We start from the raw sequence: 14,516 nt of genomic DNA, 5'->3' as shown, positions 1-14,516 counted from the left end.
TAAAACATCAACAATGAAGGTATGCGATTTATTTTATTATGGGCCAATCCACGTTAATTTAGATTTCAAATCGCCAGGAACCATATTAAATAACTCTTTTATATACGTAATATGTTGATTGTAATTTGGCGATATATCTTCATTACATTTTTCAAAGTAAGCTTTTGCTTGGTGATTCAAAAACCATATGTCGTGATCCGTAAAGTTTTTATCTAGGATGGTAACCGTCAAATTATGAACAAGATCAGTTTCCAGATAGCAAGATAAATTCAGAATTTTTTCTTTCTTTTCCAGTTGTAGTAGGTTTCGTATGTAAGGCAGCGCAAGCCCTAGCATTCTCACGTATACTTCATTTTTATACACGCAGCCCCCTTCATTAATATTCATAAAATTCATCATTTTCTTGTCGGCATAGAAGAAGCGCCAGCCGGAGCATTTTTAGTCTGAGTCCATGAGCCATTTTGTATAAGTTTTTCTATATATGAAGCATCTCCTGTTTTTTTGTATATTTCCTGGGCAGCCACCATCCTATGGTTGCCTTCAGATATATAATAATTACCTTTGCTATCAACATATCCAGCAATACGCCCCTCGGGTGCAGTAAATCTGTAATTACCACTCGTCATATCTTTTTTAAGCTCATCCACATATTGTGGATTACGTAATCCAACTTGCATACTTTTTATTGCAAATGGTGCTCCGCCTTGGGATAAGTTGGTTATAGTAGCCTTTGTTAGTTGCACTAAACTTTTTGCCAGTAACCCACCCGAAACTAACATGGCCTGGTTTTCTGGATCTGAGGCAAATACCGCAAACTTCGTCCAGGTCGGGCTGTTAACATCAATATTAGCCAGATCCTGACCATTCCACTGCTGCACGTAAGCTTTAGCCTCATCACTGGTCATTACATCTGCACCAATGTTACTCAGCCAGCCTGGACGTTCTGCCATATCATAGCCGCCCTGAGCAACTTCCTTATCCATCACTCGGGCCGCTAGCGGATCGTCTTTCAGCTTCTGGTCTGTTTCGGCGCTTTGCTTGTCGCTAACCTGTTTCCACTTATCAATCACTGCCTGGCAGTCACTGCCGGATTTTCGGCAGTCCGACAGCTCTTTATCAAAGGTCAGTGCTTGAGTGCTACTTAACCCATTATTCTCAACCGCATTCTTCCCGGCCTGCGCGCCCGTGGTCGCCGCTGCGGTGCTATTCCCCACCACGCCGCCGGCGATCCCTGCCGCCATGGTGCCCAGCAAACTAACGAGCTGTTTCTGGTCCTGATTCAAATCCCCAGGTTTTGTATCCGGGAACATCTCGGCGGCGATATGCCTTGCGGCCAGCTCGCCGCTGAATGCGCCCGCCGCGCCTGCCGCTGCATTGCCGCCTGAAAGCTGCGCCGCCAGAGCGCCCCAGACCGCGTGCGCCATCAGATTGGCAGGTTCATTGACTTCGTCACCCCTGGTAGTGGCCCCTTTAATAACCTGCGCCATCACCGGGTTCAGGCCACCCGCCAGGGCTTTATTGAAATCGCCCCCGGCGGCGCCCGCCAGAATGCCGCTCACCGACTGCGCCACCATCTGGTATTTACCGCCGATGCCGTAGTCGCCAAAGGCTTTTTGGTAGTCCTCCGTATTACGCAGTTCTGCAGCGCTCATGCTGGCGTATTTGCTATCTTTTGCACGCACGGCATCCAGCGCCTGCAGATCGCCATAGGTGGCCACCACGCCGGTCATCTGGCCGCCGATCTCACCCACCAGCTGCGCCGTCTGCAGGCGTTTTTGCTCTTCCTCTTTGTTAAAGATCTGCCCGATGCTGCCGTTGGCATGTTCGGTGTCGCGACTCAGCGTGGCAACGTCCTGCTGCTGATTCGCCTTGTCACGAACCGTGATACTACCATCCGCCACGGCGGATTGCGTGGTGCCTTCGGCGTGACCTTTCCCGTTCATCCCGGCCAGCAGCGTGCCGACGTTCGCGAGGCCGTTAGCGGCCAGCATTGATCCAGGGGACATATTCGTGCCACCGGACAGGCTGATGCCGCTGTGGCTGACTTTATAGTCGGCTTTGTTGCCGATATCAGAGAAGCCCAGTGTCCCGGTATCGAGGCTGTTTTTATCCGCCCCGGCCCGGCTGGCGATCACCGCCCCGTTCAACTGAGTATGGTTGCCCACGGTAATGTCAAAGCCGCCGTTTCCGGCAAAAATACCACTTTGCTCCAGCACCGAGTCATAGGTGCTCTTCATCTTGTCCTGGCTGAGGCTGATATAGCCAGAACCACCACCGCCTCCGAAGGTGTAGCTCCCGCCTGCAGCCACACTGGTTTGCTTGCTGTCGTAGCTATTCGAGTCCTGCTGGCTGCCGATCAGCAGATCCCGGCCAATATCGGCGACAACTTTATCGCCGTTGACCTGGGCCCCGTTCAGAATGGCGTCCCGGCCGCTGGTGAGCGACACCGCGCCCCCGCTGTCGAGCGTGGTTTCCGTCCAGCTGGTGCCGTTCCCTTTGTCCTTACCGTTGGCGGCGTTGACGTTGGCAAAGACGCTGAGCCCCGCCGAACCGCTGTTCACGCCGAAACCAACGCCAATACCTCCGCCGCTGCTGCTGTTTTTGTCGGTCGTCAGCTGCGTATTGGCTGCTCCGCTCAGCAGAATGTCGTTGCTCGCCGCCAGAGAAGTGTCTCCCCCTGCTTTGAGCTGGCTGCCGCCAATCAGGATATTGCCGCTGTCCGCACTGTTTCCTTTTCCGGTGGCGGTGATGCTCAGATCATTCCCGGCCGTGAGGGTCGAGCCTTTGACCACATCCGACTCGGCGTGCTGCTCAGATTTCGATTTTTGCGTGGTCAGGGAGACGCTTACCCGGATACCGTTATCAGGATCTTTTTCTGCCCCCGCTTTCTGGGCGTTCAGATATGCCTGGCCCCCGGCCAGCGCCGTTTTCGTGGCCTGCAGGGCAGCCAGTCTGCCGTCACTTTCATTTTTGGTTGTTTGCGCGGTCTCTACCGCGCTGTTGACAGCGTCGCCTACCGCCCCGGACAGCGCCACGGTCAGCCCGGTGCTCTTCTGCTCAAATTTCTCATCGCGGGTACGTTTGTCGTGCCCCGGCTCAATGAGAACGCTACCGCCGGCGACCGACAGGTCCTTACTTGCGACCAGATCGGCACCGCCAATATGCGCCGTTCCCCCGGCGTTCACGCTGACGTTGCCGGCGGTAGATCCCACGGTACTGATGCTCTGGCTCTGGGTGGTGCCTTGCTCACGCAGATCGTAGGTACTTTTGCTGCTGCCGATGGTAAAGCCGATGCCGCCGGTGCCCATCAGGCCGCTCTTTTTGGTCTCCTTAAAGTGCCAGGCGGTGTCCGTGTCCGTCGCAGCCACGATATCGACGTTATTACCCGCGTTCAGCGCCACATTGCCGTCGCCCACTACGGATGAGCCTTTCACCAGCAGGTCATTGCCTGCTTTCAGCGTCACATTGTCGCCGCTCAGCAGCGTTCCGGCTTCACGAGTCGAACTGGTTTCGTTGATGGTGTGCGTGGTTTTGCTGCTGAGGAAACCTTTTTTGGTTTTGGTTTCTTCGTCGTAGTGGTAGTCGCTCTCGGTAGCCGTGACCAGGTTGATATCCCGCCCTGCACCTACCCCGATATCCCCGTGGGCCGTCACCTGCGCGGCCTGGGTGTTCACATCGCGCCCGGCAATAATTGTGGTGTTCCCGCCGCTGGCGATCTCCGTGCCCTGCTGGCGCACGGATTCGTTGATATCGACTTTTTTCTTCGCGGTGTACTTATCGCTGTGAGTAGATTCCGCCGCATCTAAGTTAACGTCCCTGCCGGCCTGTAAGCCGACGTTATCTTCTGCTGCCAGTGCCGCGCCAATGCTGCTCAAGTCTCGCCCTGCCGCCAGGGAGAGATCCTTCCCGGCGCTAATGGTCGTGCGGGTATTGCTGGTATCAAGGATGTCCATATTGCTGGTCTGGCTATGGCGGCTGTTCTTCGCCACGTCCAGCGTCAGGTCGTTCCCTGCCCATAGCGCGGCGCTGCCCCCGGCATTGAGGTTGCTGCCGGTGACGGTCAGATCGCGCCCGGCCTGCAGGCTCAAGTTCCCCCCACTGTTGACGTTACTGCCCTGGCTGGTGATGGATTCATTGATGTTGCGGCCACGCTGGTCGCGCTCCACAAGCTGGTTGCCCGTAAGGGAAATGTTATCCAGCGCCTTGAGCAGCATGTCGCCACCTGCGCTGAGATTGGCGCCGGTATTGAGGATATCTTTACCCGCGCTGAGGCTCAGGCCGTCGGCGGCGGTAATCGATGCCAGTGGGCCCAGGTCAGTTTGAGTGAAGGCTACATCCATCCCATTCCAGCCGCCGGTTTTGCCGGAGGCATTCCATTGGCTGGTCAGCGTCTGGTTAATAATGCTGCCGCCCACGCTCTCGAGGCTCACTTTCTGCCCGGCAATGGTGGAGCCTATGTTGTTGATATCGCCCAGGGCGCTGAGCTGCAGGCTGCCGCCCGAGTTAATGGCCCCGCCGTTAATATTGCTGATGGCGTTCTGGCTGCTGGCGCTCAGCAGCGCTTTGCCCTGCAATGTACTGCCGTCGTTGGTGATATTCCCGGCGTTAAGGATCGTCTGATTCCCGGCGATGACGCTGCCGTTATTCACCGCAACATCCTTCGGCGAGATATACATTTTAGGCACGAGGACGTTTTGCCCGTCGATTACCGCGTTTTCCCACCACAGGATGCTGGAGTCCAGGGCCGCGACCTGATCGGCAGACAGGCTGACGCCCAGTTTAAGACCCAGTTTGTCACGAGCCTGAGCGGCATGGTCAATCAGGTACTGCATCTGCTCCAGATCGGAGCCGACGCCGTTCACGTAGCGGTTGCCGGTCTGATTCAGGATCTGATTACTGACATAGCGGGTATCAAAAGCCGCATCCCCGAGGAAGCGGTAGTCATAGTCCGGGCGCAGGTTCAGTCGAGCCAGGAAATAATCCGAGCCGAGGAATTTATTGGTATCGGTATAAGTGGCGCGCGTTTCCTGCGGTGCGGTTGGTCCGGCCATCCCGGCAAGCTTATAGATATCGTTAAACAGGCTGTTGTCCAGCTGTCCAAGACTATCCAGCTTGGGATTGGTGACGATCAGATACGGGCTTTTCGGATCTTTATTCGTAACAAAATAGCCGTTATCGCTGGCAGGCAGCGGATAATCGCTGAGCTTAACTGGCGACCCGCTGGCCGTCAGCTTCGAGGTAATATCCGAGATGTTCGTCAGTTCAATGGGGCGATAATCATAGCCCGGCGGAGGCGGTGTTTTCCCCCCGCTGGATTGCGCTATCACCTGAGCGGCAGCGGCGGCAATATCATCATTTTTATGACGAGAGGGCTCGCCCGATTGCTGTTTGGTCAGCTCAACGGTCTCACCGTTTACAGGCGTTAGATTGCCACCATTCGCCTTCGAATCCGCCAGTCCCGTCGCGTTGCCCGCTAAATCAATATCAGGCCCGCCCTGCTGGCCTAGGTTGACATCGGCGATCTTACCGCCGGCCTGACCATAGTCCGCGCCATTCTGCGGCCGACTATTCACGGCGGCTAATCCGCCGCTTCCGATTGGGTTTTCGATGTTACCAATCCCGGTTCCAGACAAATTGATCGTTGCCTGCGGTGCGGTCACAGTATTATTGGTGCCCGTCTTTAGATCGGTGGCCTGCGCGCCGCCAGTTACACCAGGACCACCGGCTAAATTAAGCCCCGGAGCACTTCGTCCTGGGGTATAGCCGGGGGTATTGGCTGAGACAGAGGTATTGCTGATATTGTTGCTAAAGTTGGCGACGACTGCGCCTCCGGCCTGAATGACCGAACGATAAATTTCACCCGGCTCATACTGAGTATCATGCCCAGTGAGGTTAAATTGCGCACCATTACCCTTTATTTCGGCGCCAAGCGGAGCCTCTTTAATATTCGCAAATCGAGGCTTACGCGTACCAGGATCGGCGTATTGGTAAACTAAAAAGTCGTAGTTTGTGCCTGCCTGCCAGCTTTGGTTATTTAACTGTGTTCCGGTGAATATAATATTGCTACCCGCAAGAATATTACTCGCCTGGTTTTCGAGATTATCAATACTACCGTTAATGCTACCCGCAGCAGCAATCCTGCCGCTTCCACCATTTGTAGCAACAGTTATATTTGTTTGTGAAACTGCGAATTTTTGCGTAGCAAAATCTTTGAAGGGGGCATAATGGTAATATGTGTGGTGCACGTAATTACACGCCCCGTGGCCATTACATGAACCAACTTGAACAACCTCATCAGTGGTAAAATACCCCATTGCGCCGCCAGGTAATTGCTCTGGTTTAACAAAAATGGAAGCACTCCCAATACCCGCCACAGTCGAATTATTTGTTGTAGTTTGCTGAATACTAAGGCCATTGCGGGTATTCAATAAATGCAAGGTGCGAATAGAAATATCACCATTCTGCGTTTCAATACTTCCGGAGGTGTTCATCACTTCGGCGTTGGCATTGCCCGCCGCATCACGCTGCATCCACAGGCTGTTGCCCGCCAGAATATCGCCGCGATAGTTGCGAATGCTGTTGGCAAACAGACTCATGTTATTGCCCGCATACAGCAGGGCGCTGTTGAGAAGCGTCCCGCCCGCGCTGGCAATTAAATCACCGGCGGTGCCGACGAAGCCCGCGTTGTTGATGCCGTTCTGGCTGGTCAGGCGCAGCGTCCCACCCGCCTGCACGCTACCTGCGCCGTTCAGATTCAGCTGCCCGGCATTGAGGTGGCTTTCGCCGTAGCCCGCCCGGACCTGCCCGTTATTATTCAACGTGCCTGCGGCAGAGAGCTGCACGCCCTGGCCCTGTAGCAGGCCATTGACGTTAATATCGCCCTGACTGCTGACCGCCAGCGTATTGCCAGCCGCCAGCGTGGTCAGCTGGTTGTAGCTGCCCTGACTGTTCAGCGACAGGTTGCCCAGCGCCGCCACCTGCCCCTGCAGGCTGGTATTCCCGGCGTTAATTCCCATGTTGCCCTGGCTAAGCAGCCGCGCCCCGGCAGAGCTGTTAACCTGGCTGGCCGTGATGCCCAGGCTCTGTGTGGCATACACTGTGCCGTTGTTGTCCAGTTGCCCTGGATTAACGGTTAAACTCCCCCCCTGTAACATGCCGTTATTCAGGATATAGCTGCCGCCGATCGTCCCCTGCTGCTGTGCCAGCACCGTCCCGCTGTTGCTGAGCGAGCCCGCATTAAGCGCCAGCGCATAGCCCTGCACCCAGCCGCCGTTGGTAAACCCAGGCGCGTTGAGCGTAAGCAGACCGCCGCTCAGGAGCTGGCCCTGGTTGCTGCCGCGCTCACGCAGGTCGATCCGAGTATTGCCGTTCCCCTGAACGGTGCCGGTATTGGTTAGCTGCTGCGCCCCAAGATCCAGGCTGCCCTGGCTGAGCAAGACCGCATTCTGTCCGTTATCCAGGCTGCCGCTCAGCGTGCCGGTGAGGGCAGAATTCGCTTCTATACGTCCCTGATTGTTCAGTGCGGCCGCGTTGAGCGTCACCGCGTTGCCCTGAACGTGGCCGAGGTTGGTGATGATATTGGCCCCAACGGTCAGCAAGCCATTGGTCAGCAGTTTCGCGCCGCTTTGCACGTCCAGGTTACCGCCCAGCGAGAGCCCCAGTCCGTCAACGCCGCTGATAGTGCCGCCGTTATTGAGTGAATTGCCGCTGAGCGCAACATTTTTGGCCTGGATCTGCCCCTGGTTTGTTATCCCCGGCGCCGTGACGGTGGCCGCGTTATTGGCCGTTATTGAGCCGCTATTCGTCAGGCCGGATGCCAGCGCCAGATCGAGGTTACCGGTGCTTTGCAGCGTGCCGTTATTTTGCAGTTGCAGAGCGTTCAGCTTCAGGTACTGCGCCTGCCACAGGCCGCCGTTGGTGACGTTCTGCCCGGACACCAGCATGGCGCCCTGGGTTTGCATGGCGCCGCCCAGCCGGTTGTTGATGTCCTGCTGAGGCTGCAGGGTCAGCGATTTCAGGCCAATTACCGAACCCGCGTTGTCTATCGCCCCGTTGTTGGCCGTGAGATTGCTGCCCTGAATATTGCCGCGGTTCAGCAGCGCGCCGCCGCTGAGGGTTAAGTCCCCCTCGCTCAACACTGCGCCGGTGTTGGTTAACGTTCCGGCGGTTATCTGGCTCACGCCCTGGCTGAGCAAACGCCCACCGTTGATGAGTTCGTTATCAACCTGAGCCGTCAGCCCGTTGAGGCCGAGCGCGCTGCCGCTATTGTCCCAGTTAGTCGCTTTCACGCCCAGGGTCTGGCCCTGCATAATGCCGGCATTGGCGATCTGTTGGCCATTAAGCGCCAGCTGACCCCCCGTGAGCATTTTGCCGCCGGACAAGTTATTCACCGTGGAAGCGTTAACCGTCAGATCTTGCCCCTGCATCGTGCCCTGGTTGTCCACGGTATAGGCATGGACGGTCATTCCCTGCTGAGCCAGCAGGGTTCCCTGATTGGCGAGCGTCGACAGGTTAAGCGCCAGCGCCCCGCCGGTCAGTATTCTCCCGTTATTCTGGTTCGTGACTGTCAGCGTGGATGGCGTACCCGAGGCCAGCGTCAGCGCCGTATTGCCCTGCATCAAGCCTGCGTTGTTCAGGGTATTGGTCGTTATCTCTGCGGTGTCACCTGCCAGCGTGCCCTGATTGTTAAGATTGGCCGTTTGCAGAGACAGACCTTTCTCTGCCAGCAGTTTGGCCGCGTTGCGGTTGAGGATGTTGTCGGTAAAGTTCAGCGCCAGGCTGCCGCCCTGCAGCATGCCCTGGTTATCCAGGCTCGCGCCTGACAGCGCAAGCGCCTCCTTCACGGAGATCAGGCCCAGGTTGACCATCTGCGGAATGGTCAGGTTCAGCGAGCTGCCGCTCACGATCTGCCCGTCGGCCAGGTTGTTGAGCTGCGGAGTATTCAGCGCCAGCGCAGTGTCGCCCTGGAGCACGCCCTGGTTATCAATGCGGTTGCTGCCGAGTTCGAGCTTGCCTGCGGCAATCACGCCGCCGTTAGCCAGGGTTTCGCTCAGGCCTTGCAGCGTATCTGCCGCCAGTAATTTGCCGCCGCTTTGGTTATTCAACTGTCCGGCGATATCGAGCGCTAAACTGCCCGCCGAAAGTGTACCCTGATTATTCAGGCTTCCTGCGGTGAAGGTCAGATTGTCGCGGGCCTGAACGGTGCCAGCGTTGCTCACATCATTAGCGGCAATGTCGAGCTGGCCGCCGCTCAGCAGCTTCCCGCCGCTCAGGTTATTCAGGACACGAACGGCCGGAGGTGGCGCTGCGGCAAAACTTCTCAGCAGCATGGTCTGAGGGCGATTTGCCCCTGCACCGGACAGCGACAGGCCATTATTGCCCTGCACCAGCCCACCGTTATTGAAAATGTTTACCGCCAGGCGCGCGTTATCCGCTGCCACCGCACCGCTATTGCTCAGCGACTCTCCACTGACATCAAGCGTGCCGGTTGCCAGCAGTTTTCCTGTTGCCTGGTTGGTTAGCCCGTTTTGCAAGGCAAGAGTGAGCGTGTCCCCCTGAACGATACCGCCGTTGTCGAGGCTGGTGCCGGTGATATTCAGCCCCTGCTTAGCCAGCAGCGTGCCGCTGTTTGTCACAACGGCACTGAGGAGATCCAACCCGCTGTTGCTCTGCAGCGTTCCCCGGTTGTTAAGCGTGTCGGCCTGAACACCGGCCCTGGTCGCGGCCAGGACGCCATTATTATCCAGTTGGCCGGTGGAAAGCTGCAGCTCTCCCTGACTCAGAATCTGCCCGTCGTTAGTGACCGATTTATCGGTGTTAATCGACAGCCTGTCTTTGCCGGACAGCGATCCGATGTTACTCAGATCGCCGCCTTGCAGCGTCAGGGTTTGCCCCTGAAGCAGCCCGTTGTTGTTCCACTGGCCGCCGCGAAGATCAAGCCAGCCTCCGGTCAGCACTTTGCCTGCCGCGCCGTTGCCAAACTGAGTGGCGTTGAGCTTCAAACTGCTGTCGCCCTGCAGCAGGCCATCGTTTTGCCCCTGCAGAACAGAGAGCGTGACGTTGTCACCGATAATTTGCCCGGCGTTAGTCCAGCCGTGAGCGGTCATTGCCAGCCTGTTGTCCGCCAGCAGTGAGGCTCCGGCCAGATTGTTTAACTGCCCGCTCAGACTCAGATCCACGCTTTGTGCGTCGAGGGTACCGAGGTTATTTAAACTTTCCCCGTCAAGCTGTAGATGTTTGCCGGCAGAAAGACTGCCCGCGTTGTTGAGTACGGGCAGCGTCAGGGTGACGTCATCCCCGCCAGCCACCGTGGCCCCTTTGTCGTTTTGCAGGGCAGCGGCGGTGAAGGTGAGTTTGCCGTCGGCCTGAATCAAGCCACTATTGTTTGCCTGGGCTGACCCGGCATCTATATTCAGGGTAGAGGCCGCAATAATGCCGGTATTGCTGAGTGGCCCGGTCGTCAGGCCGAGAGTGTTCTGGCTAATCAGCCGGCCGCCGTTGTTGAACGCCCCGCCGAATAAAATATTCAGCGCGTCACGGCCAAGGATCTGCCCTGTATTTTCACCGCCGTTTTGCCCGCCGGTGAGCGTAATATTTCTCCCCTGCAGTCGGCCGGCGTTATCCAGACGCGCAGCATTCACGGCAATGTTTCCGTCACTTAATAGCTGGCCTGGGCCACCGTTAGTCAGCGTCTTGCCCCGGGAGCTAATGGCCTGGTTACCCTGGAGCAATCCGTTATTGGTCAGGTCATCAACCGTCAGGGTTGTATTGTTGGCAATCAGTTTCCCGGCGTTACTGCCTTTGGCCGTTGTCACCGAGAGCGTGTTGTCGGCGAGAAGCACGCCGCTGGCCTGGTTATCCAGCCCTTGCGTCAGCCCCAGGTTCAGGTCGCTGGCTTCAATGTTCCCGCTGTTGCTGAGATTGACCCCGTCGATCGTCAGCCCTTGCTCTACCGAAATCAGCCCGGCGTTGTTCAGCTCAGGAATAGACAACGACAACCCGCTGCCGCTGATAATTTTCCCCTGCGCGAGGTTGTTCAGCACCGTGGCACCCAGGCGCAGCGATTTTTCGCCCTGCAACAGGCCGCCGTTGACGTTACGCTGGCTGTCGACGCTGAGATCAGACGCCGCCAGCGTGCCCTGGTTTTCGAGGCTGCCGCTGGTCAGTAGGAGTTTGTCTTTGCCGAGGATTTTACCGGTATTGGCCAGGTTATCAGTCGCGGTCAGGTTGAGGATGGACAAACCAAGCAGCTTGCCGCTGTTGGTCATCTGGCCGGTATTGAGCGTCGCGCTGTCGGCCTGAATCTCTCCCGCATTGGTCATCTGGCGAGCGGCAAGCGTCAGCTCCCTTTCAGCCAGCACGGTGCCCCCCGTGGCATTGTTGAAGGTGTCGCCCGTGGCTTTGAGCGCGAAATCCCCTTGCAGCAAGCCCGTGTTAGCGACGTTTTGCACATCCAGAACGGTACTGTCGGCAATTAACTGGCCGGCGTTATCTAACTCAGGAGCAGAAAGCTGCAGGTTGCGTTTTGCCACCAGCTCGGCGCCAGCAAAGTTATTCACTTTGTCACGCAGTTTTAGCTGAAGATCCTGCGCTTCAATGCGGCCCCGGTTATCGAGCGTCAGCCCTTCGAGGGTTGCGCCCTGGTTAGCGGAAATCACCCCTGCGTTCACCAGGGCCTGAACGGTCACGTTCGCCCCGCCGCCGCTTTGCAGCCAGCCTTCGTTGGTCACGCTCCAGGCGTTGAGATTAAACTTACCGCCGGCGATGACGCCCAGAGCGTCCGGCTGGCCGACGATGATTTTCCCTTGTGGGCCGTTATTCAGCTCCCCGCTAACGCTGGCCGTTAAGCTCTCGCTTCCGCGGGTCAGTCCGCTGTTATTCCATTGCCCCGCGCCGATAGCGAGATTTTTTCCCTGTAGGCTCCCGGCGTTATTGAAGATGCTAGCCGAGAGCGAGAGCGCATCTTTCACCAGCAGTGCGCCACTGGCCTGATTGTCTACCTGCTGGCCAGCTTTCAGCGTCATCGCCTGAGATTCAATATTCCCGCTGTTAACCAGCATCAGGCTATCAATGGCCAGTCCCTGCTGAACGGAAATCAGACCTGCATTGGTGAGCTGCGGGATGCTGAGCGCCAGGCCGCTGCCGCTGATGATTTTTCCGCCGCTTCGGTTAGCCAGGTCCGCGGCCGTTAACGTGAGATTCTGACCGCCCTGAATCAGGCCGCCGTTGTCTAGCGCGGTGCCATGCAGCGCGAGGGAGGCAGCCTCAAGCTGGCCGGTGTTTTTTAGCTGCGCCGCCGTTGCATTCAGGTTTTTCTCAGCCAGCATACTACCGGTGTTTGTCAGGGCGGTCTGCGCAGCGACGTCAAGCGTGGAGGCCGCTACCTGCCCAGCGTTGTTAAAGCTATCGGAGGTACTTTTCAGGCCATTGCGAGCGGTGATTTTTCCGCTTGTCTGGTTGTCGATATTCCCGACGATGGCCAGCGTCAGCGCATCGCTGTCCAGCGAGCCCCGGTTGGTAAAGTTCAGGGCATTAAGCTGTAAGTTGTTTTGCGCCAGCAGGGCACCACCGGCCTGTTGCACAATATTGTCTGCGGTGAGCAACATTGCGCCATCGGCCTGAATATTTCCGCTGGTGTCGATCTGACGGGCGCCAAGCGTAACGGTATTACCTTGGGTGCTTCCGCTGTGTGTCAGTGTGCCGGTGTTAATCACGAGCGCACCTTTTGCGGCCTGCGTGCCGCTCAGCGTGAGGCTATTATTAGCCTGCAGCAGCATATTGCCTTCAGATTGCAATTGCCCGCCGGCCAGGGTTTCAAATCGCTCACCCTTGAACGTCAGATCTTTTTGCGAGGTAATTTGCCCGGCGCTTTGTAGCTGCTGAGTAACCAGCTCAAGGTTGCCCCCGCTTGCCAGAGAGCTTCCCTGTTGGCCGTAAAACTGCTGACTGCTTAACGTCACATCCTGCTTGCCGTTAACCGTCCCCGCATTACTGAACGTTCCGGACTGAAGCGCAAGATTGCCGCTGCCCAGAAGTTGACCATTTCGGCCAATATTGAAGGTGTTGCGACTGGTCCACGCCTGGTCGGTGCCGCTGCTCAACATGCCGTCTATCCAGGCATCCCCGGTCGTGGCCGTGAGTCCTGCCCCGGCCAGCATTTGGCCGCTGTGCGTGAACGAACCGAGGTCGAGCTGGATATTGCGCTGTGCCTGTACGTTCCCGCTGTTGTTGAGGCTGCCGGCTCTGGCGTTCAGGTCCCCGTTGGCCGTAATCTGGCCGCTGTTGCTTACCTGGCCAGCGGATAAAGCAATGTCTCGCCCCGCCGTTAGCTTCCCGGCATTGCCCATGCCTGCCGCCGCGCTGGCCCGAATCGCGCCGCCCGCGTTGGCCTCGCTGGCCGCGTCCATACTTACCGCCCCGGCATTGAGAGCAATGTCATTGCCTGCGGTGAGCTGGCCGTTGTTCAGGGCCAGTTTTCCGCTGCCGTTCAGCGTGATGTCACTATCGCTGGCTAACTTACCGTTGGCGACGGTGATGTCAGAGCGGCTATTAACCTGCGTTGCGCCCCCACTTTTATGCTCGCCGCTCAGCACGACGCTATCCGCCTGAGCCGAGAGACTTCCGCTTGCAAGGCTGTTATTCACCGCCAGCTTGCCGCTGGCATCCAGGGTGATGTCGCCCTGGCGCGCGTTCAGGTTCCCCAGGTTGACGCCCACGCCTTTGTCACTGGAAACAAGGTGAATACGATTGGCATACATGCCGCCCAGCGCGCCGGTATCCACCGCAACCACGGGCGCGGCACCTTCTCCGGCTATCGGCGTGACCGCGCCCGTGGATGAAACACGGTTGGCGCCCACGGTCACCTTAAGATCTTTGGCGTGAATACCGGCGTTGACTTCCGTTGCCCGGGCAATGATCGACAGCGCGTCGGTTTTGCTGGCATCGAGGCCCTGGCCTTCAACCGTGATGGTGCCTTTGCTGACATCCAGCGCCAGCAGGTTACCTGCCGCATCAAACTGAGGTTTGCCCGTGGTCAGCGTGGCATTGGGGGTATTGATAAATCCACAGCCGTTACAGGTAATGCCGTAGGGGTTCGCGACCATCACGTTGGCCGCCTTGCCCGCCACTTCGGTATAACCCTGCAGCTGTGAGCGATTGCCGCCGATGACTTCATTGATGATGCCGGTCGCTTCCTGGCCGGCCCGAAGGTTAGGGTTGTTCTGAATAATCCCCCCGAGCTGAGTTTGCGTCATCTGCCCGGTGGCGTTGTTAAGGATCAGCCCCTCTTTTCCGACGTTATAGTCCTGGTACTGGTTATGGGAAATACCTGCCTGGTTGGGCGTGGCGATGTTAACTACCGGGACGCCGTTTCCGGCCTGATCCATCTGCGTACCCGGCGTGACCGGGTTGATGGTCGCCGCCACCGCCGGAAAGACCGGCTGCCCGGTAATCAGGCAGATGATGAGGTAACTTAACAGGCGCGGCGCTAATCCAACCGGGTGCTTATCCATATTTTT

At 57.4% G+C, this 14,516-nt stretch carries 2 protein-coding genes; both read right to left on the bottom strand.

Annotated features, from left to right (window positions below; genetic code table 11):
- Window positions 1-36: 36 nt before the first annotated feature.
- The gene (locus ACREYP_RS10200) at window positions 37-396 is read right to left on the bottom strand and encodes a hypothetical protein (protein ID WP_008454267.1); all 360 of its coding nucleotides are present in this window, start codon (window positions 394-396) and stop codon (window positions 37-39) included.
- The gene (locus tag ACREYP_RS10195) at window positions 396-14,510 is read right to left on the bottom strand and encodes a hemagglutinin repeat-containing protein (protein WP_498881327.1); all 14,115 of its coding nucleotides are present in this window, start codon (window positions 14,508-14,510) and stop codon (window positions 396-398) included. The genes ACREYP_RS10200 and ACREYP_RS10195 overlap by 1 nt, the downstream gene beginning before the upstream one ends.
- Window positions 14,511-14,516 lie beyond the last annotated feature (6 nt).

This window comes from Enterobacter sp. TMH.L2, from assembly GCF_050847315.1.
GTDB lineage: Bacteria > Pseudomonadota > Gammaproteobacteria > Enterobacterales > Enterobacteriaceae > Cedecea.
The sequence above is the reverse complement of the archived record's forward strand: the minus strand, read 5'-3'. Positions and strand labels throughout refer to the sequence as shown.